The organism is Parahoeflea alexandrii (genome assembly GCF_024105735.1).
Lineage (GTDB): Bacteria > Pseudomonadota > Alphaproteobacteria > Rhizobiales > Rhizobiaceae > Hoeflea > Hoeflea alexandrii.
Window position 1 is genome coordinate 435,824 of sequence record NZ_JAAAML010000004.1, and the last position, 21,694, is coordinate 457,517.

The following is a 21,694-nucleotide window of genomic DNA, read 5'->3' on the forward strand; positions in this document are numbered from 1 at the left end:
GGAGACCCTCATAGCGACTTGATGATGGCACGGGCGAGAAAGATCGCCATGAGCATTGAGAGAACGGCCAGCACCATGGTGCCGTAAAGATCGATCAAGTGCGGCGCGCCGATCAGGACCGCGAAAAAACCCAGGGTGGCAACCGAGACATAGGCCGCAAAGTTCTGCTCGCTCAGCGGAGATGACTTGACGAGAACCCCGTAGGTTTTGGCGAGAGCGAGGAAATAGACCGAAACAATGACATAGCCGAGATAGACCGAAGCGACTTCGGGACGCTGCACAAGCAGGCCCGCAGCAATGGCCAGGGTCATGACGATCGCGGCGATGCGATTGGTCCTGAAGGCCCTTTTCTGGGCAGCTTGGTCTGACGGCTCGGTGCTCTGCATGAACATCCCTCAATTGCTCAGCACGACGCCGCTGTCCGGGGCGAAGGAGACCCAGATCTCCTCGTCGTAGCTAAACGGATCCTCGACGGTGCGGACCGCGTTGAGCAGCGATGCCTTGACCACATCTCCGCTCTTGAGCTTGATGTGAAACACGGTCATGTCGCCGAGATAGCCGATATCCCAGACTTCGCCGGAAGCGGCATTGATGCCTCCCTCGGGCCTGGTCCGGGAGACCCGCAGCTTTTCCGGCCTGATGGCGAAACTGGCCTTCTCGCCGGTTGCGTGGGCATGCGGGGTTTCGGAACGGATGACCATGCCGTCGGGCGTCTCGATGTCGACGACGCCGCCCTTGACCGCCGTGACCTCGCCGCGGAAAATGTTGATGTCCCCAATGAAGCTGGCGACGAATTCGGATTTCGGCGCTTCATAGATTTCCGCCGGGGTGCCGATCTGGATGATCCGTCCGACATCCATCACCGCAATCCGGTCGGCCATGGTCATGGCCTCTTCCTGGTCATGGGTGACGACGACGAAGGTCAGGCCGAGATCCTGCTGCAGGTCCATGAGTTCGAACTGTGTTTCCTCGCGCAGCTTCTTGTCGAGCGCGCCGAGCGGCTCGTCGAGCAGCAGCACCTTGGGGCGCTTGGCAATCGAGCGGGCAAGGGCGACGCGCTGACGCTGACCGCCCGAAAGCTGATGCGGCTTGCGCTTGCCGAACTGGTCGAGCTTGACCAGCTTGAGCATGTTGTTGACGCGGTCGTCGATCTCGGATTTCGCCATGCCGTCCTGCTTGAGGCCGAAGGCGATGTTCTTCTCGACGCTCATGTGCGGAAACAGCGCGTAGGACTGAAACATCATGTTGACCGGGCGCTTGTAGGGCGGCACGCCGGACATGTTCTCGCCGTCGAGCAGGATCTGGCCTTCGGTGGGGTTTTCAAAGCCTGCCAGCATGCGCAGAAGCGTTGACTTGCCGCATCCCGAACCGCCCAGCAGCGCGAAGAACTCGCGCTGGAAGATGTGTAGGGTCAGATCCTTGACGGCGACGAAATCGCCGAATTTCTTGGTGATGTTCTCGAACGCGATGTAGGGGCGCTGGTTCGGATCATTCCACGGTTCGAAGCTTCGCCGGATGCTGCCCAATGATTTCATGATCAACTGTCCCCATGATCAATACCGGTGCATGTCGCGTTCAACCCTGTTCATTCCGGCGATACCGCGCATGCATTCTCACAAACGCTCCAGCTTGCCTTGCGCTCGATGTCAGGCGCGCGGTGCTGAAGTGAAAACCCCCGGCCCATTCACCGGACCGGGGGTTTCAGATCGGGTCACTGACCGGTGACGACCTTGGTCCAGGTTCTTGTCAGCACGCGCTGCGTGCGCTGATCCTTGGGCGAGGTCGAGTAAAGGCGGCCGATGGTTTCCTCGTCGGGATAGATGGCCGGATCGCCAATCACGTCCTCGTTGAGGAACTCCTTGGATGCCTGATTGCCGTTGGCGTAGTAGACGTAGTTGGACGCCTTGGCCATGACCTCGGGCTTCATGATGTAGTTGAGGAATTCATGGGCTTCCTCGACATGGTTGGCATCGCCGGGGATCGCCATGTTGTCGAACCACATCAGAGCGCCTTCCTTGGGGATGACATACTCGATGGTGACGCCCTGATCGGCTTCCGCAGCGCGGTCGCGGGCCTGAAGGATATCACCCGACCAGCCGACGGCGAGACAGATATCACCGTTGGCCAGAGCGTTGATGTATTCCGACGAGTGGAACTTCTTGACGCTCGGACGCACCGTGAGCAGCAGCTCCTCGGCCTTGGCGATGTCATCGGGGGAGTTTGAATCGGGATCGAGGCCAAGATAGTTCAGCGCTGCCGGAACAATCTCATCGGCCGTGTCGAGCATGTAGACACCGCAATCGGCAAGCTTGGAGATATTTTCCGGATCAAAGACGATCGACCAGGAATTGAGCGGCATGTCGCCCAGGCGTTCCTTGACCTTGTCGACATTGATGCCGAGGCCGGTGGTGCCCCACATGTAGTTGATGGCGTGCTGGTTGCCGGGATCGTATTTTTCCAGCCGCGACATGATCGCCGGATCCATGTTGGCGAGGTTGGGCAGCTTTGACTTGTCGAGTTCCTGGAACACGCCGGCCTGGATCTGCCGGGCGAGGAAGGTTCCGGTCGGAACCACGATGTCGTAGCCGGTCGAGCCGGCAAGCAGCTTGGTTTCCAGCACCTCGTTGGAATCGAACACGTCGTAGACAACCTTGATGCCGGTTTCCTTGGTGAATTCCTCGAGAATGGACTCATCAATATAGTCGGACCAGTTGTAGACGTTGACCACGCGCTCCTGGGCGGTGGCGAGCACGGTCGATGCGGCGAGCATGACGGCTGCTGAGATTAGGTGGGTTTTCAGGGTCATTCCTGTTCCTCTCGTTTTGTGATCTTGCCACTCCTCAAACGGCCAAGCCGTAGCGGAGGCTTCCACGTCCCGGCCTTTGATGGCCGGGTGCGGCGGATGACCCAACTTTAGGCGGAATCTCAGGTTGCACAAGAGGTGATCAAGGCATTTCCGGGCAGGCCGGCGACAAATTGCTGCGACGCACTTGTTCCCTTGGGGGCGCTTCGCCCCGCGGCTGCCGGGACAGCGCGGAGCGATGCCGATGTTACTGAAAATCAAAGGCGGACAGCCCGGTCACCATCTCGTCAAGCCCGAGCGGCCGGGTGATCGGCGGTTCGGCCCGGGCGAGGCAACCGGCGCGCTCGCACAGGCGGCAGGCCGGGCCGACGGCAATAGTGACCGGTTGCGATGTCTTGCCGCCGGTCATCGCCAGCGCGCCGCCATAGACGATCTCGTCGCGGAAACCGATGTCGCAGCCCAGCAGGATGGCGGTACGCCGCGGCCGTTCGGAGAAGGCGCCCTGCGGACCTTCGAGCGTGCGCGAGATGGTGAGGAACTCGGCGCCGCCGGGCATTTCAACAGCTTCGACCAGCACTTGCGCGGGCTGCGAGAAGGCCGCGTGGATCGACAGTTTCGGACAATTGCCGCCAAAGCGCTGTTGCGGAAAGCCCTGCGCCCCGGCACGGCGGAAGCGATGGCCGGCGACATCGACCTCGAGCATGAAGAACGGAACGCCCGAAAGGCTCGGCCGGCACAGTGTGGTGACGCGGTTGGCGGCCTGCTCGAAGGACACGCCGAAGCGGGATTTAAGCACATCGATATCGTAGCGGGCGCGCTGGGCCGCGGCATGAAAGGCCTGGTAGGGCATCATCAGCGCGTGGGCCGCATAACGGGCGAGCTCAAAACGGGCGATGCGGCGGGCCTCGTCGCTCGACAGCTTGAGATCGTTGATCCCGGCCGCGATGGCGACATTCATGCGGATCAGCGAGGCTTCCATGGCGACCTCGCGCAGCTGGTCGAACGGCGACAGCCGTTCGGACAGGAACAGGCGCTGCGAATGGCGGTCATAGCGGCGGCGCCAGTTGGGCATGGTGGCGACCGGCAGCGAACGGACGACAACGCCGTGCTCGGTCCTGAGCCAGGCCTTGAGCGCGCCCATCAGGTCATCGCCGGGCTTGAGCAGGCTGTGAAAGGCCTCCGCCTCCTCCTCCAGCGCCGGGTGATGATTGGGGCGGTTCTCGAGAACCTCGCGGACCTCGTCCATGGGCAGTTGTGCACCCGACAAGGCAGGACTGTGGCCCTCGCGCGCCAACATGGCGGAGAGGTCCGACAGACGCTCGGCCTGCTCGCGGTAGGCGCGGTGAAGCTTCAAGATGGCGGCGCTGGCATTGGGCGCGGCCTCGGCGATCTCGATGACTTCCTGGTCGCCCGGCAGCTCCCCGGTCAGGAGCGGATCGGCGAAGACCTCCTTGAGGCTTGCGAGCGTGGTGCCGCCGCCCTCGCCCTGCAGTTCCTCGGCATCGACCTTGTAAACCGAAGAGAGCTTGAGGATCAGCTGGACGGTCAGCGGACGCTGGTTGCGCTCGATCAGGTTGAGATAGGACGGCGAAATCCCGAGCGCCTCGGCCATCGCCGTCTGGGTCAGGCCCTTGGCGTTGCGGATCCGGCGAATGCGCGGACCGGCAAATATCTTCTGTTCAGCCATCGCACGATCTTTACAGGTTTTTACAGACTTTCGTCGCAGTCCGCAGAGGTTTCGCTTTTACAATTGTGACAAATTTACACGTGGATTTTGTCAAACACAAGACAGGTTGACCTCAATTGTCAGCTGGAATTGTTGAATTTTCTCGGCTTCATGTGCAGCGCAATGTAAATTCAGTCACATCGAAAGCGGGCAAAGGGCTCCCAAGCTGGTTCGCTGGACAGCAACATACCTTGACCGGAGAGACGTCATGACTGATTTTTACAATCTCGTTCCAACCGCACCCGAAGGCCGCTATGACGGCATCGAACGTCCCTACAGCCCGGCAGACGTGCAGAAGCTTCGCGGCTCGGTCAACATCAAGTACAGCCTCGCCGAGATGGGCGCCAACCGGCTCTGGAAGCTGATCCACGAGGAAGACTTCGTCAACGCGCTGGGCGCCATGACCGGCAACCAGGCCATGCAGCAGGTTCGCGCCGGCCTCAAGGCGATCTACCTCTCGGGCTGGCAGGTGGCGGCTGACTCCAACACCGCGTCGTCGATGTATCCCGACCAGTCGCTCTATCCTGCCAATGCGGCACCTGAGCTTGCCAAGCGGATCAACCGCACGCTGCAGCGCGCCGACCAGATCGAGAACGCCGAAGGCAACGGGCTTTCGGTCGACACCTGGTTCGCACCGATCGTCGCCGACGCGGAAGCCGGTTTCGGCGGACCGCTGAACGCGTTCGAAATCATGAAGGCCTTCATCGAAGCCGGCGCCGCGGGCGTTCACTACGAAGACCAGCTGGCATCGGAAAAGAAGTGCGGCCACCTGGGCGGCAAGGTCCTGATCCCGACCGCAGCCCACATCCGCAACCTCAACGCCGCCCGCCTGGCTGCCGACGTCATGGGCACTCCGACGCTGGTCATCGCCCGCACCGACGCGGAAGCCGCCAAGCTTCTGACCTCGGACATTGACGAGCGCGACCGTCCGTTCGTCGACTACGACGCCGGCCGCACGGTCGAAGGCTTCTACAACATCAAGAACGGCCTCGATGCCTGCATCGCCCGTGCCAACGCCTATGCGCCGCATTGCGACCTGATCTGGTGCGAAACCTCGAAGCCGGATCTCGAGCAGGCCCGCAAGTTCGCCGAGGGCGTGCACAAGGAGCATCCGGGCAAACTGCTGGCCTACAACTGCTCGCCTTCGTTCAACTGGAAGAAGAACCTGGACGATGCAACCATCGCCAAGTTCCAGCGCGAACTGGGTGCCATGGGCTACAAGTTCCAGTTCATCACGCTGGCCGGTTTCCACCAGCTCAACTACGGCATGTTCGAACTGGCCCGCGGCTACAAGGACCGGCAGATGTCGGCCTATTCGGAGCTGCAGGAAGCGGAATTCGCGTCCGAGGTCAACGGTTACACCGCGACCAAGCACCAGCGCGAAGTCGGCACCGGTTACTTCGACGCCGTCTCGATGGCGATCACCGGCGGCAAGTCCTCGACCACCGCGATGGGCGAATCCACAGAATCGGCCCAGTTCAAGCCGGCCGCTGAATAACACAGACACTGCCTCACCCGCCCGGATCTGACGGGCGGGTGAGGCCCCCGACACGACAGACGACCCGATCACAAACCCCGCTAGAGGAGAAATGCAAATGGCACCCCAGACCCGCGTCAAGGAAAGAGCAGAAGAGCAATCTTCGGCAATGGATTCCGACCAGCAGGCAGCAATCCGCATGCTCGCCAACGACCTGCACCGTCTCAACCACTCGGTCATGAAGGCCGTCGATGCCGGCGTTTCGGTGGAACTCGTCCGCTCGGCCCGCCACCATGGCGGCGAGGGCAACTGGGGTGATTTGCTGATCCCGGTGATCGTGACCCAGGGCCGTTGAAGATAAAGTTTCAAGCAATTCCGGACGCGAAACCGGTTCCCAGTTTCGCTGGAATTGCTCAACGGGGAACTCCGGGCCGCGCATTCGAGCCTGAAGACCCTGCTCCCGGTTCCGGAAGTCCCTGTTTTCCGGATTTGCCTTCACAGGCAACCAAATTCCCGCCGCGGTTTCACCCCGGCGGGTTTTTTGTTGGTTGATGATGATGCCTGCCGCAATCAGGCGGGCGCCACCGGACGGCGCGTGCGGGCGCTCGCGGTGAAGCGCATGGCCGCGAAGGCGAGCACCGCGGCAATGGCGATGGCCACCACCATGGGCAGCGGGGTGCCGTTGAAATAGGGCCCGGCAAGCATGGTCATCACGCCGCCGGCCAGCATCTGCAGCATGCCGCCGAGCGAGGAGGCAAGGCCGGCGATATCGCCATGGTCATCAAGCGCCATCACCATGGCGGTGGGGATCACCAGGCCAAGGCAGGCATTGGCGCAGATCAAGAGGCCGACCAGCAGGGCGAACTGGTCAATACCGAACCAGACCAGACCGACCAGCAGCAGCGTGAACCCCATGAAACCGGTCACCGCCCAGTTGACCACCCGGTCGGCTCCGAACTTCTCACCGAGCGTGGCGGCGAGCTGGGTGGCGGTGAAGAAGCCGGCGGCGTTTGCGGCGAAAGCCAGGCTGAAGCCTGTGGGCGTGAGCCCGTAATGGCCGGTATAGACGAACGAGGCCGAGGCGAGGAAGACAAAGAAGCTGGCCATGCCGAAGCCGCCGACGAAGGTCAGCCCCATGAAAACCGGATCACGCAGCAGCGTCTTGATGCCACCCAACAGGGCGGCGAGACGAACCGGGGTGCGGTGCTCCGGCTGAAGCGTTTCGGGCTGCAGCAGCAGGGTGACGGCAATGCTGAGCGCGGCTGCCACGGCGAGCGTGGCGAAGATCGCCCGCCAGCCCGACAGCGCGATGATGCCGGAGCCGGCGAGCGGCGCCAGCATCGGCGAAACCGAGATGATCAACATGACCAGCGCCATCAGCCGGGTGGCCTGGGGTCCGGTGTGCATGTCGCGGATGATGGCGCGCGGGATCACCATGGCCGCGGCCCCGCCGAGCGCCTGGACCACGCGGGCTGCGACCAGCGAATTCATGTCCGGCGCCAGCGCGCAGCCGATGGAGCCGGCTGCAAACAGCACGAGGCCGGCAATCAGCGGCGGCTTGCGACCGACCATGTCGGCCACCGGGCCGTAGACCATCTGGGCCAGGCCATAGGCGATGAAATAGGCGGTGATGGTGAGTTGTGATGCGGCAATGGTGCTGTTCAGACTGCCGGCAATGGTGGGCAGTGCGGGCAGGAACATGTCGATGGCGAGCGGGCCGGTGGCGCACAACAGACCGAGCACGACCGCGGAGCGAACGAAGGGAGACATTCGAAAAACCTCTTCAAGAAAACGGAGGACGGCGCCTGCGCAAACCATCGGGATGCGTCGCCCTGATATCGAAATGTGCTGACAGAAAACGTCATCAGCCGGTTGGGGTCCGGCGCGGCGGCTTCCATCCCATGACAGGGGTCACAGGACAGCGGCCACCATCGCCGGGTCAGTCGCTTGACCGCCCGGGGGCTGTCAGGTTTCTGGTGGAGCGAAGGCGGAATTCGGCAAATGCCCCGGGACAGAAGGGTGACACCCTCCGCCTGGCCAGAGCCTGAAAATCCGCCGGAGCTACCGGATCAATGGAAAAATGGTCACAACACGTACTCCCGCGATTGGGGCTTGAGGAAACCTAGCCGCGTTTTGATGTGCTGCAAAGCATGTCCGTGCCAACCTCGCGGTGGTTTTGACGCCGCGTGTTGCGCGAAAGCTACGCCTCGTCCCGGCTTTCCTCGTCGCAGTCGCGCTCGTAATGCCGGGCGAGCGGGAACGGCGGCAGCCAGGATTCGCGGCGCAGGGTCCAGAGCTCGTAAGTGGGGATGAACCGGTCGGGCTGATCGAGCGCGCCGAGATGGACTTCGATCTCGTCGCCCGAGCGACTGAAGACCGAGGAGCCGCATTCGGGGCAGAAATGCCGACCCTGGTAGTGGCGCGTCTCGCCTTCGACCACGACCGCCGTTTCGCGGAAGATGGCGGAGGCGTGAAACAGGGCGCCGTGGTGCTTGCGGCAATCGAGGCAATGGCAGAGGCCGACCCGGTCAGGTTCGCCCGACGCGGTGATGCGGACCTTGCCGCAAAGGCAGCCGCCGGTGACGTGTGTCATGTCAAAGCCTCCTCAACGCTGCAATTTCCGCCATAGACCGGAATGAAGTCTACAGGCGATGGCGCCGGGCTTGCAATCGACGGGGCAATCGACGGGGTGCGGTGTCCGGTCAAGAAGGATTGCGTAGGTCACAGCTTACGGAATTGCAGCCGCCGGCAATCCCGCGCGCGCGAGCGCCGGGGTCTGGCAAAAAAGATCGGGTCCGGAGGGCCGCGCGCGGGCTGACGCCTCTGAAGATGGTTGGTATGGGTGTGCATGCGAGGCGCATGCACGGGGTGGCGCAGCGCGCGCGCAGACCCGAGTCTCGCCGGACGGTGTCCACGTCCGACAGGCGGTGGCGTGCCGCTTGTTGGCTGCCCGGACACGGGCGGCCTCAACGGCTTGTGGCATTCTCCGACACGGGCTTGGCCTTCGCGTTGACGATGCGGGAGCGCCAGGGCGCGGCGCGTGAGCGCCATGCCCTTTCCCGTATCCGCAAGACGGCCCGCCACAGGCCCGTTTCCACCCCCGCCCCGGCTGCCGGCCGGCGCGGACCGGCACAGAGGGCAAGGATTTCTCCGGTGGCTGGTCAGGCGCCCGTCCGGGAGGGACGAGAGATCTGCCAGCGGAGCAATGCCGGTGCACTGCCTCCTCCCTCCACCTGCCGCACGTTACGACAGCTTCGGAAGGCCTTCCTCCCGCCTGGACCGAGACGTTTGCGATCCATCCGGCGGCGGGAGCGGGATGAGTGTGGCATGGGGGCGAAGGGTGTGGAAGAAATGGGGGGGATTTTGGCGTGGGAATCTCGCGGCGGACACCTTCTCCCCCCTGGTGGGGGAGAATGCGAAATCATGAGCTTGGCTTCAGCAAAGTCATAGATTCGTCCAGCTGATAGGTCATTTACACAGCAGACCGGATAGGTGGTTTACAGTTTTGGCTGGGAATGCCCGACAGGGCAGATGGGGGGTGAGGCCGCAGACATCGGATCCGGAGCGATACCCCCCTCTGTCGGCGATGCCGACATCTCCCCCGCAAGGGGGAGATCAGGTGGGCTCGGCGGCCTGCGCCGTTACGCAGCCCGGTTCTGTCCGGCGGTGCGCCCTTCTTCGAGATCGAGGCGGAACTTGGCTACGAGGGCGGTGAGTTCGGCGGCTTCCTGGGCGAGGGTGTGGCTCGAGGCGTTGGTCTGTTCGACCATGGCGGCGTTCTGCTGGGTCATCTGGTCCATCTGGCCCACCGCCGCATTGACCTCGGCAAGGCCGGTCGATTGTTCGCGGCTGGCGGTCGCCATGGCGCCGACATGCTCGGAGATTTCCTCGATGCGGGCGATGATGCGGGTGATGGCCTCGCCGGTCTCGCCGACGAGCGAGACGCCGGAGCGGACCTCCTCGCCCGACGCCGCGATCAGTTCCTTGATCTCCTTGGCGGCGTTGGCCGAGCGGCCGGCCAGTTCGCGGACCTCCTGGGCGACGACGGCGAAGCCCTTGCCGGCTTCGCCCGCACGCGCCGCCTCGACACCGGCATTGAGCGCCAGCAGGTTGGTCTGGAAGGCGATCTCGTCGATGACGCCGATGATCCTGTCGATCTTGCCCGAGGCCTCCTCGATGCGGCTCATGGCGTCGACGGCACGGGCGACGATCTGGCCCGAGGCGCGGGCGTCATTGGCGGTGTCGCCGGCCAGCTTGTCGGTGTCCGACGCGCGGCTCGAGGCGGTGCGCACGGTGGCCGAGATCTCGTCGACGGCAGCAGCGGTCTCCTCAAGCGAGGCTGCCTGCTGCTCGGTGCGGCGGGCGAGATCATCGGCAGCGGAGCGCATCTGGCCGCTGTTGGAGCTGATCGAGGCGGCATTGTCGCGGATCTGGCTGAGCGCGTCGCGCATCTGCTCGATGGAGCCATTGAAATCGAGCCGCAGGCTGTCGAGTTCACCGGCAAAGGGGGTGTCGATGGTGGAGACAAGGTTGCCCTGGGAGAGATCGCGCAGCGCGGCACCGAGCTGCTCGACGGCGAAGCGGACCTGGGCGTCGGCCTGAGCCTTCTCGGTGTCGGACTGCTGGCGCGCCCGGGCGGCCATCTCGCGTTCCTTCTCGCTTTCGCCCTCGATGCGGATCTTGTCGATGGCGTTCATCTTGAAGACGTCGAGGGCGCGGGCCATCTCGCCGATCTCGTCGGCGCGGGCCGAGTCGGTGACGGCGACATCGAGATCGCCGGAGGCGACATCGCCCATGGCGCGGACAAGGCGGCGGATCGGGCCCTTGAGCGCGGCGATCAGCATGAAGGCGGCAACAAGGCCGAAGGCGCCGCCGACGAGTGCGGCCGAAAGGGTGATGCCCTCGGCGCGGTCCTTGACCGCTTCGGCGCCCTGCTGCTGGCTTGAGGTGAAAGCCAGAACGCTGCTCCAGGCCTCGTCGATGCGCTCGGAGGCGGCCATGAACAGGCTGGTCTCGGCCTGCTTCTTCTCGATCAGTTCTGCCATCAGCGCCGGAATCGTGACCGACTTGGCGCTCCAGACCTCGCCGATGGCTTCCATGACGGTCTCACCGCCATTGGAGAAGGCAATCAACTGGATGCTCTGATCGACACGGCTGAGCTTGGCGGCGACATCCTCGCCACGGGTTTCGTCGGGCTGGCCGAGGAAATGGACGATCGACAGCTCGAGCGCGGAGAGATGGGCGAGAAAATCGCGGCTGTCGCTGACGATCTGCTGGCCCATGAGGATGTCGGCATCGAGCTGGCCGAACCTGAGGGTGGCTTCGCGAGCAACCTGGGAGGCGAGGCCCTGCAGCATGATGCCCGAGGGGCGCAGCGCGTTGGCGTATTTCTGCAGCTCGATCATGCCGGCCTCGGAGACGACACCGGCCTTCTGAACGGCGAGAAGGCCATCGAGATTGTCGCTCAGCAGGCTCTTGAGCGCCGGCTTGGTCTCGGGAATGACCTTTGGAAGATCGCGGCTCATCTTGCGGATGTCGCGCTTGAGCTCGTCGGCGGCAGCAAAGGCCTCTTCCGGCGTGGCGGCAGACGAGATGGCGCTGGAGATCGCGACGATGGCCTGGGCGCCGTTGCCGAGCTGGTCGGCGGCGCGCAACAGGGTCTTGGTTTCGTCCTCGGCCTGGGCCAGTTCCTGGCCGACGGTGTCAATGGTGGCGTTGAGGCGGCCGCGGACGTTGTCGAGCTCACTGAGCGTCTCGTCAAAGGCACCGTAGATGCCGGTGACTTCGGTGTGCAGGCCCCAGAGCGCGTCGACATCGGCGCGCAGGGCTTCAGCCACGGTGCGGGATCGGGTCAGGGCCGCGGATTCGGTCTCGGTCTCGGCCAGCTCTAGGACTTTTTCGACCCGCTGCAACTGGGCGTCGAGGCTCTGCATCACGGCTGCGCGCTTCTCCTCGCTCTGGTCATGGAGGAAATTGGTCATGCCGGCATAGGCTTCCTTGAAACCGCTCAGGGTCTCGATGCTGGCATTGGTGCCGGTGAGACGGGCGCCGAGCAGATTGCCGGTGTACAGGTTGATCGCGGCAAGTCCCGCCATTCCCGCGATCAGGGGAATGATGAAGACGACCACCTTGGTCTGGATGGAGAAGCGGGCGAGCAAACGGTCGATGATCATGAAAATACCTGCACGATAAAAATACACGGACATCGCCGTCCGGGCGAGGAGCTGCATCATGCAAGCCGTCGGGACGGGCACCGGCGGACGGAATGCCCTTTCGTCAGATGCTGGCAGAACAGGGTTAAAGCAACCTAAACGTACATCTGCGAAATCCGGAGGTGGATCGCAGGTTTCTCGGACCAGCGTCGCGCAATGTGAGTCCGGCTGGGGCTGCCGCACTGCAAACAGGTCGCGGGCGGGACGCTGGCGCCAGCCGGAAAAACCTCTATGATCGCGGCATTACTGACAAACCCATGGTGATTTATGGCCTCCCGCAAGTCCGGCAAACCCGCTTCAGCAAAACCGGCGCAACCCGCCGCGCCCAAATTTCTCGACATCAAGCGCGGCGTCGAAAACTGGACCCAGGCCAGCGAGTGGCTCAGGGTTCGCGGTATCGAGGACATCGAGTGCATCACGCCGGACTTCGCCGGCGTGGCGCGCGGCAAGATGATGCCGTCGTCGAAATTCACCTCCAACACCTCGCTGTCGCTGCCCTCGGCGGTGTTCCGGCACACGATCTCTGGCGAATACCCCGAGGAGACCGGCGATTTCCGCTATGATCCGCTCGACGGCGACCTGAAGCTGATGCCGGACCTGTCGACACTATCGGTGGTGCCGTGGGAAACCGACCCGACGGCGCAGGTGATCTGCGACATGGTGACCACAAAGGGCGACCCGGTGAGCTACACGCCGCGCAACGTGCTCAAGAAGGTGGTCGAGCTCTACACCGAGCGCGGCTGGAAGCCGGTGGTGGCGCCGGAAATCGAATTCTACCTGGTGGCGCAGTCGGACGACCCGGATTACCCGCTGAAGCCGCCGCGCGGCCGCTCGGGCCGGACGATCACCGGCGGGCAGTCCTACTCGATCGCCGGCGTCAACGAGTTCGACGAGCTGGTCGACGACATCTACGATTTCTCCGACAAGCAGGGGCTGGAGATCGACACGCTGATCCACGAGGAGGGCCCGGCGCAGCTCGAGATCAACTTGCGCCACGGCGACCCGGTGGAGCTTGCCGACCAGGTGTTCCTGTTCAAGCGCACGATCCGTGAGGCGGCGATCAAGCACGGCATGTACGCCACCTTCATGGCCAAGCCGATGCAGCAATATGCGGGATCGGCGATGCATATCCACCAGTCGGTGGTGGATGCCAAGACCGGCAAGAACGTCTTCTCGAAAGCCGACGGCGAGCCGAGCGAAGCCTTCTTTAACTTCATCGGTGGGATGCAGCACTACGTGCCCAAGGCGCTGGTGATGATGGCGCCCTATGTCAATTCCTACCGGCGGCTGACGCCGGACATGGCCTGCCCGGTCAACAATGCCTGGGGCTACGACAACCGGACGACCGCCTTCCGGGTGCCGCATTCCGAACCGGTGGCGCGGCGGGTAGAGAACCGGCTGCCATCGTCGGACGCCAATTCCTACCTGGCGCTGGCGGCGTCGCTGGCCTGCGGCTATCTCGGCATGGTCAACGGGCTGGTGCCGAGCGACCCGGCCTACCAGACCGTCAACGAAGGCTCGGTCGACCTGCCGCGCGGACTGCTAGAAGCGGTGTCGCTGCTTGAAAGTGAGTCCGGCTTTGCCCAAGTATTCGGGCAGGAGTTCATCAACACCTATGCCGGCGTCAAGCGCGGCGAATTCGAAACCTTCATGCAGGTGATCAGCCCGTGGGAACGCGAGTTCCTGCTGCTCAACGTCTGAGAAATGCAAGCCATGACCTACCAAAGCCCCATTGCACCGGGCGTCTCGTTCTATGAGGCCACGCTCGGCGAGCGTCCCCCCTACGCCTCCCTGCCCGGAGCCACAACTGCCGACGTCGTCATCGTCGGCGGCGGTTTCACCGGGCTGCAGGCGGCCTATCACCTGGCCGCAAGCGGCAAGGACGTGGTGCTGATCGAGGGCGCGCGCTTCGGCGACGGCGCCTCGGGCCGCAATGGCGGGCAGCTTGGCACCGGACAGCGGGCCTGGGTGGAGGAGAGCGAGGCGGATTTCGGCCGCGACAACGCCAAGGCGCAGTTTGCCGTGGCCGAGCGGGCGAAGATGCATCTGCTCAGCTTTTCCGCAACCCACAACATCGACGCCGATTTCCGCCCGGGCCAGATCTCGGCGGCGCACAAGCCAGGTTACGTCAAGGATTACCGCGACCATGTGAAAATCATGACCGAGGAGTACGGCTACGAGGGCCTGCGGTTTCTGGACCGCGAGCAGCTTGCCGCGGCACTCGGTTCGACGCGCTACCACGGCGGCACCCATGACGCGGGGACGGGCCACATCAATCCGCTGAAATACGTGGTCGGGCTGGCGCGGGCTGCCTCTCAAGCCGGGGCGCGGCTGCACGAGAATACGCGGGCACGAGGCATTGCCAGTGCCGGCGGCAAGGTGACGGTGAAGACCGATGCCGGCGACATCGTCGCCGGACGCGCGCTGATTGCCTGCAACGCCTTCATCGACGGGCTGGAGCCGGTGACCTCGGCGCATGTGATGCCGATCCGCTCGTTCATCGGCGCCACGGTGCCGCTGGGCGATGACAGCCCGGTGATCCCCGGCGGAGAATCGGTCGACGATTCGCGCTTCGTGGTGCGTTACTTCCGCAAGAGTGCCGACGGGCGGCTGCTGTTTGGCGGTCGTGAGGCCTACACGTCGGACAATCCGACCGACATCTCGAGCCACATAAGGCGGCAGATCGCCGAGCTCTACCCGGCGCTGAAAGATGTCGAGATCACCCATTCCTGGGGCGGCTCGGTGGGGATCACGCTGTCGCGGCGGCCGTTCGTGCGCGAAGTGATGAAGAACGTCACCTCGATCGGCGGGTTTTCCGGCCACGGGGTGATGCTGTCGAACTATTGCGGCAAGCTCTATGCCGACCATGTGCTGGGCGGTTCGGAGGATCTCGAGGTGATGCGCAACCTCAAGGTCGGCCCCTTCCCCGGCGGCGACCGCTTCCGCAAGCCGCTGCTGTTCCTGGCGCTGACCTGGTATTCGCTGCGGGACCGGTTCTAGGGGAACAGCAGATAGCCCGTTGGCCGGTCGGTCCCGTTTTCCGGCCAGCCAGCGTGGCGACATACCGCACGGTGAATGCGGCGTTGAATTGCTACCATCGCTCCAAATTCGGCTCAGGTCATATCATGCAGGGTTTCACTTCAAAGGCGCCATACTCTTATCGGACGGATCCCACCGTGCCGAGTTTTGATGATCATGGGCCGGCGACGGTGATGGATGGCGAATGCGTGCTGTGCTCGGTTGGCGCCCGACTGATCGCTCGCTTCGACAAAGCCGGGGAGTTTCGCATCTGCCGATCCCAGACACCGCTTGGACGGGCACTCCTGCATCATTACGGGTTGTCTGCCGATGATCCGGAGAGCTGGCTGTACATCGCCGATGGCCAGGCCTTCACCTCGCTTGACGCGATGATCCGGGCAGGCCGGCGGGTTGGCGGAGTTGGTCTGCTGCTGCAACCGCTGCGACTGATGCCCCGCAGCCTGCAAGATTGGCTTTACCGGCGGCTCGCACGCAACAGGTATCGGTTGTTTGGACGCAACAACATGTGCGAAATTCCGGATCCGGCGCTGCGGGCAAGGCTCATGGAATGAAGGTCGTCGTTCTGGGTGGCTACGGCGTCTTTGGATCCCGGCTGGCCGAACTTCTGGTACGCGATGGCCATGATGTGGTGGTGGCCGGACGAAGCCTGAGCAAGGCGCAAGCACTGTCCGGAAGGCTTGGTTGCAAAGCCTTGGCCGTGGATGTCCGCAGGGAACCGGATGCGCTGTTTGCGGGGTCGCCGGATGTCGTTGTCGATGCCGCCGGCCCCTTCCAGACCTATGGGCACGATCCCTATGTCATCCCACGCCTCTGTATCGAGCATGGCGCAGACTACCTGGATCTCTCCGATGATGCAGCGTTTACCGCCGGCCTGGAAGTGCTTGACGATCTTGCCCGAAGGGCCAGGCGCAGATTGCTTTCGGGAGTATCTAGCGTACCTGGGCTTTCCTCTTCCATTGCCGCCGATCTTTGCAAGGGCCTTGATGAAATCCTGCTGATCGACACAGCCATACTGCCCGGCAACCGGGCACCGCGCGGCGCGTCAGTCATATCCAGCATCGTTGGTCAACTGGGAACGCGTTCACGCGTCTGGCGCGGCGGCATCTGGCGTGACCAGCAGTGCTGGAGTGACGCCCGCAAGATACGTCTTTCTGCCGACTTAGAAAGATCCGGGCACTTCATCGAGGTGCCGGACATCTTGCTGTTTCCCGCATTCTTCGGCGCAAGATCGGTGATGTTCCGCGCAGGCATGGAACTTGGCATCATGAATGTCGGCATGCGCGGAGTGGGTTGGCTAAGGCAGCGGTGGAAATTCGATATCACCCCGGGGCGGGCCGAGCTCTTCAGACGAATTGCCAATCTTCTTCTCCCCTTCGGAACCGACCGCGGCGGCATGCGGGTCGTAGTCGTCGGTCGCAGAGGCAATGAGGTGATACGGCGAGAATGGCGGCTCGTCGCCGAAGCTGGAGACGGGCCTTACATTCCCGCAGTGGCGGCTCGTGCCCTCATCCGGCGTCTTGACCGGATCACTCCGGGGGCTCGCGCCTGCCTGGCCGAGGCAACGCGGGCAGAAATGGAGCAAGCCATGACCGATCTGGCCGTTTCGACGGTCAGGGACGAAGCTCCGTCTCCAACCCTGTTTCAGACAGTGCTTGCCGACCGGTGGGCAGACCTGCCGCCGGAAGTCCAGTCGCTGCACCGTGTTCAGGACATCGAGAGTTTTTCGGGAAAAGCCCGGGTCACACGCGGTAGCTCGCTGACGGCCCGCTTCATTGCGTGGGTTTTCGGATTTCCGGCTGCAGCCGATGAAACGCCGGTCACGGTGACAAAAACGCGTAGGGGATCGGGAGAAATCTGGGAACGGAACTTCGGGGGGCGCATTTTTCGCTCCTACTGCACGCCCGCCGGCAGCCAATACCGCTTCCGGGAACGCTTCTGGCCGTTCACCTTCGAGATGGACCTGCCTGTGGAGGATGGCAGTTTGCGGTTCCCGGTTTGCCGGGGGTGGTGCCTCGGCATCCCACTTCCGGGTTTTCTGCTGCCAAGAAGCGAAAGCCGCGAGTACGCCCTGAAAGGCGTATTCCACTTTGATGTCGCGCTGACTGCACCGTTTGGCGGAGGCCTGATCGTGCGTTACCGTGGTCACCTGCACCCCGATAGCCGCAACCTCGCAAGCCTTTCCCAAGCCTGCTCCTGATAGCCAGGCGTCACTCGGAGGGTAAAAACCGAACCTCCAGACTTCTCAGCCCTAGCTTTATCTAATCGATTAGATTATGCGTATGGCACCGTTCACGGACAGGATGCCATGCAATGAGCCAGATCATCATTCCGGTCGACCCGTTTGACTATGTCGTCTTCGGCGGCACCGGGGACCTTGCCGAGCGCAAGCTGTTGCCGGCGCTGTATCACCGGCAGATGGCCGGCCAGCTGACCGATCCGACACGGATCATCGGCGCGTCGCGCTCGGAGATGAGCCATGACGAGTATCGCGGCTTCGCGCAGGCAGCGCTGAAGGAGCACCTGAAGAAGGGCGAATACCACGACGACGAGGTCGAGACCTTCCTCAAGCGGCTGTTCTACGTTGCCGTCGACGCCAGGTCCGAGAAGGGCTGGCCGGAACTGAAAGCGCTGCTCGACGAGGGCCAGGACCGGGTCCGGGCGTTCTATCTCGCCGTCGGACCGGCGCTGTTCGGCGACATTTCCGAAAAGATCCGCTCCAACGGTCTGGTGACCGGCGAGACCCGGATCGTGGTGGAAAAGCCGATCGGGCGGGATCTCGAATCGGCGCGGGCGCTGAACCGGACCATCGGCGAGGTGTTCACCGAAGAGCAGATTTACCGCATCGACCATTATCTCGGCAAGGAAACGGTGCAGAACCTGATGGCGCTGAGGTTCGCCAACGCGCTCTACGAGCCGCTGTGGAACTCGGCGCATATCGACCATGTGCAGATCACGGTGGCGGAATCGGTGGGGCTTGAAGGCCGCGCCGGCTATTACGACAAGGCGGGCGCGCTTCGCGACATGGTGCAGAACCACCTGGTGCAGCTCTTGTGCCTGGTGGCGATGGAGCCACCGGCCTCGATGGACGCCGAGGCGGTGCGCGACGAGAAGCTCAAGGTTCTTCGCTCGCTCAAGCCGATCACCGAGGACAATGCCGACACCCTGACCGTGCGTGGCCAGTACAAGGCGGGCGCCTCGGCAGGCGGGCCTGTGAAGGGCTATCTCGAGGAACTTGAGGGCGGGGTCTCCAACACCGAGACCTTCGTCGCCATCAAGGCCGAAATCAACAACTGGCGCTGGGCCGGCGTGCCGTTCTATCTCAGGACCGGCAAGCGCATGAGCGAGCGGATCTCGGAGATCGTGGTGGCGTTCAAGCCGATCCCGCATTCGATCTTCGGACCGAGCGCCGGGCGGATCACCGCCAACAAGCTGGTGATGCGGCTGCAGCCCGACGAGGGCGTCAAGCAGTGGATCATGATCAAGGATCCGGGACCGGGCGGCATGCGGCTCAGACACGTCTCGCTGGACATGAGCTTCGCCGACCGGTTCGAGCAGCGCAATCCGGACGCCTATGAGCGGCTGCTGCTCGACGTCATCCGCTGCAACCAGACCCTGTTCATGCGCCGCGACGAGGTGGAAGCGGCCTGGAACTGGGTCGACCCGATCCTGACCGCCTGGGAAGAGACCGGACAGACGGTGCAGCCCTACACGGCAGGCACCTGGGGACCGAGCCAGGCGATTGCGCTGATCGAACGCGACGGCAGGACCTGGCATGAAAGCGACTGACGCCGGACAGGCCGATACCAGGAATTCGGATTTCGCCGATGGGGCGGACCTGGCCGAGGCGCTGGCCGACAGGGTGGCTGGCGCACTGGCGGCGGCGATCGGCGAACGCGGCCAGGCAACACTGGCGGTGTCGGGCGGGACCACGCCGAAAGCCTTCTTCGCGGCGCTGTCGAGAAAGCCGATTGCCTGGGACAAGGTGACGGTGACGCTGGTCGACGAACGCATGGTACCGCCCTCGCACGAGCGCTCGAACCACCGGCTGGCGAGCCTATATCTGTTGCAGAACCGGGCTGCGGAAGCCGGGTTTGTGCCACTCTACACCAGCAAGGGTGATGCGGCGGACGTGGCGCGGACCGCCTCGGCCGCAATCGATGCCATGGCCCTGCCCTTCGACGTGGTGGTGCTGGGCATGGGAACCGACGGGCACACCGCATCGTTCTTCCCAGACGGTTCCACGCTTGAGGATGTTACCGATCCCGCCTGCGCGCAAAGCGTGATGGCGATCGAGGCGCCCGGCGCGGGAGAGCCGAGACTGACGCTGACGCTGCCGCGGATTGTGGAAGCGGGCCTTCTGGTGCTCCATATAGAAGGGGAGCAGAAGAAGGCCGTGCTGGCCAAGGCGCTCGGCGCCGGGCCGGAAGCCGAGATGCCAGTGCGCGCGGTGCTGCGGCACGCGAAGACGCCGGTCGAGATCTACTGGGCGCCCTGAGCGTCCGAGTCTGCGCCCGGCACCGGCCGGGCGGCGAGAGGGCCCATGGAGTCTTGGGGGCCCTCACCCAAACCGAACAAAAGGATACCAGCCATGACTGTCGATCCCCGCATTGCAGCCGTCACCGCCCGTATCGTCGAACGCTCGAAGCCAAGCCGCGAAACCTATCTGTCGCATCTGCGCGAGATGGCGACGAAAGGCCCGTTCCGCTCGACGCTTTCCTGCGGCAACCTGGCGCACGGATTTGCCGCCTGCGGGCCGAACGACAAGGCCAATCTGGCCCAAGACGTGGTGCCCAATCTCGGCATCATCACTTCCTACAATGACATGCTGTCGGCGCATCAGCCGTTCGAGACCTATCCGGAGCTGATCCGCAAGGCTGCACGCGAGGCAGGCGGCGTGGCGCAGGTGGCGGGCGGCGTGCCGGCGATGTGCGACGGCGTCACCCAGGGCCAACCCGGCATGGAGCTGTCGCTGTTCTCCCGCGACGTGATCGCCATGGCGGCAGCCGTCGGCCTTTCGCATAACATGTTCGACGCGGCGGTCTATCTCGGGGTCTGCGACAAGATCGTGCCGGGGCTCACGATCGCGGCGCTGAGCTTCGGCCATCTGCCGGCGGTGTTCATTCCCGCAGGTCCCATGACCAGCGGGCTTTCCAACGACGAGAAGGTGCGGATCCGCCAGCTCTATGCCGAAGGCAAGGTCGGGCGGGCCGAACTGCTGGAGGCCGAATCCAAATCCTACCACGGGCCGGGTACCTGCACCTTCTACGGCACCGCCAACTCCAACCAGATGCTGATGGAGATCATGGGGTTGCACATGCCCGGAGCGTCCTTCATCAATCCGGGGACGCCGCTCAGGGATGCGCTGACGGCGGAAGCCACGAAGCGGGCGCTGGCGATCACCGCGCTCGGCAACGAGTTCACCCCGGTGGGCGAAATGATCGACGAGCGCTCGGTGGTCAACGGCGTTGTCGGGCTGCATGCCACCGGCGGGTCGACCAACCACACGATGCACCTCGTCGCCATGGCGCGGGCGGCGGGGATCCGGCTGACCTGGGAAGACATTTCAGAGCTCTCGGATGCGGTGCCGCTTCTGGCCCGGGTCTATCCGAACGGGCCGGCGGACGTGAACCATTTCAATGCGGCCGGCGGCCTCGGTTTCATGATCGACCAGCTGCTCTCGGTCGGGCTGCTGCACGAGGATGTCCGCACCGTGTGGGGCAAGGGGCTTTCTTCCTATGCTGTGGAAGCCAGGCTCGGCGAGAACGGCGCAGTGGTGCGCGAGCCGATCGCAAAAGTCAGCGGTGACGCGAAGGTGGTGACAACGGCGGACAAGCCGTTCCAGCCCAATGGCGGCTTGAAGATGCTCACCGGCAATCTCGGCAAGGGCGTGATCAAGATCTCCGCGGTGAAACCGGAGCGCTACGTGGTGGAAGCGCCCGCGCGGGTGTTTGACACTCAGAACGGGCTTCAGGACGCCTTCAAGGCCGGCGAACTCGTCGGCGACTTCGTCGCCGTGGTGCGGTTCCAGGGCCCGAAGGCCAACGGCATGCCGGAGTTGCACAAGCTGACCCCGCCGCTGGGCGTTTTGCAGGACCGGGGCCAGGCCGTGGCGCTGGTGACCGACGGCCGCATGTCTGGCGCCTCAGGCAAGGTGCCCGCGGCGATCCACGTCACACCGGAGGCCAAGGACGGCGGGCCGATCGCCCGGATACGGGATGGCGACATGATCCGTCTCGACGCGGTGACGGGATCGCTGGAGGTTCTGGTGCCGGCAGAAGAATTTACAGCGCGGGAACCGGCGACCGCCGACCTCAGCCACAATGAATGGGGCCTGGGCCGGGAGCTGTTCGCGCGGCTCAGAGACAACGCCGGCACCGCCGATGAGGGCGCCAGCGTTCTCTACTAAAGGACGGAGTGCCGCGCGGCCCGACGGCCGC

General features: G+C 63.8%; 16 protein-coding genes. 9 read left to right on the plus strand and 7 right to left on the minus strand.

Features of this window, described 5'->3' with window-relative positions; translation table 11 throughout:
- Positions 1-8: 8 nt before the first annotated feature.
- The 4 genes from GTW23_RS21340 to GTW23_RS21355 form a co-directional block, all read right to left on the minus strand.
- Positions 9-386, minus strand: coding sequence for a hypothetical protein (locus GTW23_RS21340; RefSeq protein ID WP_252917414.1), 378 nt, complete (start codon positions 384-386; stop codon positions 9-11).
- Between the two features lie 9 nt (positions 387-395).
- A complete protein-coding gene (locus tag GTW23_RS21345; protein WP_252917415.1) occupies positions 396-1,535 on the minus strand; it encodes an ABC transporter ATP-binding protein in 1,140 nt (379 codons plus the stop codon).
- Between the two features lie 176 nt (positions 1,536-1,711).
- Positions 1,712-2,806 (minus strand): polyamine ABC transporter substrate-binding protein, encoded by a 1,095-nt coding sequence (locus GTW23_RS21350; protein WP_252917416.1) that lies wholly within the window; start codon positions 2,804-2,806, stop codon positions 1,712-1,714.
- A 244-nt stretch (positions 2,807-3,050) separates the two neighbouring features.
- Positions 3,051-4,490 (minus strand): helix-turn-helix domain-containing protein, encoded by a 1,440-nt coding sequence (locus tag GTW23_RS21355; RefSeq protein WP_152010105.1) that lies wholly within the window; start codon positions 4,488-4,490, stop codon positions 3,051-3,053.
- Between the two features lie 247 nt (positions 4,491-4,737).
- Between GTW23_RS21355 and aceA the strand changes: the two genes are divergently transcribed.
- The gene (aceA, locus tag GTW23_RS21360; RefSeq protein WP_252917417.1) at positions 4,738-6,027 is read left to right on the plus strand and encodes an isocitrate lyase; all 1,290 of its coding nucleotides are present in this window, start codon (positions 4,738-4,740) and stop codon (positions 6,025-6,027) included.
- A gap of 97 nt (positions 6,028-6,124) precedes the next feature.
- Positions 6,125-6,361: an SMc00767 family acetate metabolism repressor gene (locus tag GTW23_RS21365; protein WP_152010107.1), complete on the plus strand. Its 237-nt coding sequence runs from the start codon at positions 6,125-6,127 to the stop codon at positions 6,359-6,361.
- 215 nt (positions 6,362-6,576) lie between these two features.
- Here GTW23_RS21365 and GTW23_RS21370 read toward each other — a convergent pair whose 3' ends face one another.
- From GTW23_RS21370 to GTW23_RS21380, 3 genes are all read right to left on the minus strand, one after another.
- On the minus strand, positions 6,577-7,776 hold the full coding sequence (locus tag GTW23_RS21370; RefSeq protein WP_252917418.1) for a multidrug effflux MFS transporter: 1,200 nt from the start codon (positions 7,774-7,776) through the stop codon (positions 6,577-6,579).
- 430 nt (positions 7,777-8,206) lie between these two features.
- Positions 8,207-8,599 (minus strand): GFA family protein, encoded by a 393-nt coding sequence (locus GTW23_RS21375; protein WP_252917419.1) that lies wholly within the window; start codon positions 8,597-8,599, stop codon positions 8,207-8,209.
- Between the two features lie 1,048 nt (positions 8,600-9,647).
- Positions 9,648-12,179, minus strand: coding sequence for a methyl-accepting chemotaxis protein (locus tag GTW23_RS21380; RefSeq protein WP_252917420.1), 2,532 nt, complete (start codon positions 12,177-12,179; stop codon positions 9,648-9,650).
- A 306-nt stretch (positions 12,180-12,485) separates the two neighbouring features.
- On the opposite strand from GTW23_RS21380, the gene GTW23_RS21385 reads away from it, so the two are divergent.
- The 7 genes from GTW23_RS21385 to edd all read left to right on the plus strand — a co-directional run bounded on the left by GTW23_RS21385 (position 12,486) and on the right by edd (position 21,663).
- Positions 12,486-13,919 carry a glutamine synthetase family protein gene (locus GTW23_RS21385; protein WP_152010111.1) on the plus strand — a complete coding sequence of 478 codons (1,434 nt, stop codon included), beginning with the start codon at positions 12,486-12,488 and terminating at the stop codon, positions 13,917-13,919.
- Between the two features lie 12 nt (positions 13,920-13,931).
- Positions 13,932-15,218 (plus strand): NAD(P)/FAD-dependent oxidoreductase, encoded by a 1,287-nt coding sequence (locus GTW23_RS21390; RefSeq protein ID WP_252917421.1) that lies wholly within the window; start codon positions 13,932-13,934, stop codon positions 15,216-15,218.
- Between the two features lie 53 nt (positions 15,219-15,271).
- Positions 15,272-15,808 (plus strand): thiol-disulfide oxidoreductase DCC family protein, encoded by a 537-nt coding sequence (locus GTW23_RS21395; RefSeq protein WP_252917422.1) that lies wholly within the window; start codon positions 15,272-15,274, stop codon positions 15,806-15,808.
- Complete coding sequence (locus tag GTW23_RS21400) at positions 15,805-17,454, plus strand: saccharopine dehydrogenase family protein (RefSeq protein WP_252917423.1); 1,650 nt, start codon at positions 15,805-15,807, stop codon at positions 17,452-17,454. Before GTW23_RS21395 ends, GTW23_RS21400 begins: the two co-directional genes overlap by 4 nt.
- 113 nt (positions 17,455-17,567) lie before the next feature.
- Entirely contained in the window at positions 17,568-19,043 is a 1,476-nt protein-coding gene (zwf, locus tag GTW23_RS21405; protein ID WP_252917424.1) for a glucose-6-phosphate dehydrogenase, read from the plus strand.
- Positions 19,030-19,752 (plus strand): 6-phosphogluconolactonase, encoded by a 723-nt coding sequence (pgl, locus tag GTW23_RS21410; protein ID WP_252917425.1) that lies wholly within the window; start codon positions 19,030-19,032, stop codon positions 19,750-19,752. The genes zwf and pgl overlap by 14 nt, the downstream gene beginning before the upstream one ends.
- 93 nt (positions 19,753-19,845) lie before the next feature.
- Positions 19,846-21,663, plus strand: a complete 1,818-nt coding sequence (edd, locus tag GTW23_RS21415) for a phosphogluconate dehydratase (RefSeq protein WP_252917426.1) — start codon at positions 19,846-19,848, stop codon at positions 21,661-21,663.
- Positions 21,664-21,694: the final 31 nt, after the last annotated feature.

Excerpts from the sequence above, each read along its gene's own strand:
- GTW23_RS21340 (WP_252917414.1), bottom strand. The coding sequence starts at position 386 with ATGCAGAGCACCGAGCCGTCAGACCAAGCTGCCCAGAAAAGGGCCTTC.
- GTW23_RS21345 (WP_252917415.1), bottom strand. The coding sequence starts at position 1,535 with ATGAAATCATTGGGCAGCATCCGGCGAAGCTTCGAACCGTGGAATGAT.
- GTW23_RS21350 (WP_252917416.1), bottom strand. The coding sequence starts at position 2,806 with ATGACCCTGAAAACCCACCTAATCTCAGCAGCCGTCATGCTCGCCGCA.
- GTW23_RS21355 (WP_152010105.1), bottom strand. The coding sequence starts at position 4,490 with ATGGCTGAACAGAAGATATTTGCCGGTCCGCGCATTCGCCGGATCCGC.
- aceA (WP_252917417.1), top strand. The coding sequence starts at position 4,738 with ATGACTGATTTTTACAATCTCGTTCCAACCGCACCCGAAGGCCGCTAT.
- GTW23_RS21365 (WP_152010107.1), top strand. The coding sequence starts at position 6,125 with ATGGCACCCCAGACCCGCGTCAAGGAAAGAGCAGAAGAGCAATCTTCG.
- GTW23_RS21370 (WP_252917418.1), bottom strand. The coding sequence starts at position 7,776 with ATGTCTCCCTTCGTTCGCTCCGCGGTCGTGCTCGGTCTGTTGTGCGCC.
- GTW23_RS21375 (WP_252917419.1), bottom strand. The coding sequence starts at position 8,599 with ATGACACACGTCACCGGCGGCTGCCTTTGCGGCAAGGTCCGCATCACC.
- GTW23_RS21380 (WP_252917420.1), bottom strand. The coding sequence starts at position 12,179 with ATGATCATCGACCGTTTGCTCGCCCGCTTCTCCATCCAGACCAAGGTG.
- GTW23_RS21385 (WP_152010111.1), top strand. The coding sequence starts at position 12,486 with ATGGCCTCCCGCAAGTCCGGCAAACCCGCTTCAGCAAAACCGGCGCAA.
- GTW23_RS21390 (WP_252917421.1), top strand. The coding sequence starts at position 13,932 with ATGACCTACCAAAGCCCCATTGCACCGGGCGTCTCGTTCTATGAGGCC.
- GTW23_RS21400 (WP_252917423.1), top strand. The coding sequence starts at position 15,805 with ATGAAGGTCGTCGTTCTGGGTGGCTACGGCGTCTTTGGATCCCGGCTG.
- zwf (WP_252917424.1), top strand. The coding sequence starts at position 17,568 with ATGAGCCAGATCATCATTCCGGTCGACCCGTTTGACTATGTCGTCTTC.
- pgl (WP_252917425.1), top strand. The coding sequence starts at position 19,030 with ATGAAAGCGACTGACGCCGGACAGGCCGATACCAGGAATTCGGATTTC.
- edd (WP_252917426.1), top strand. The coding sequence starts at position 19,846 with ATGACTGTCGATCCCCGCATTGCAGCCGTCACCGCCCGTATCGTCGAA.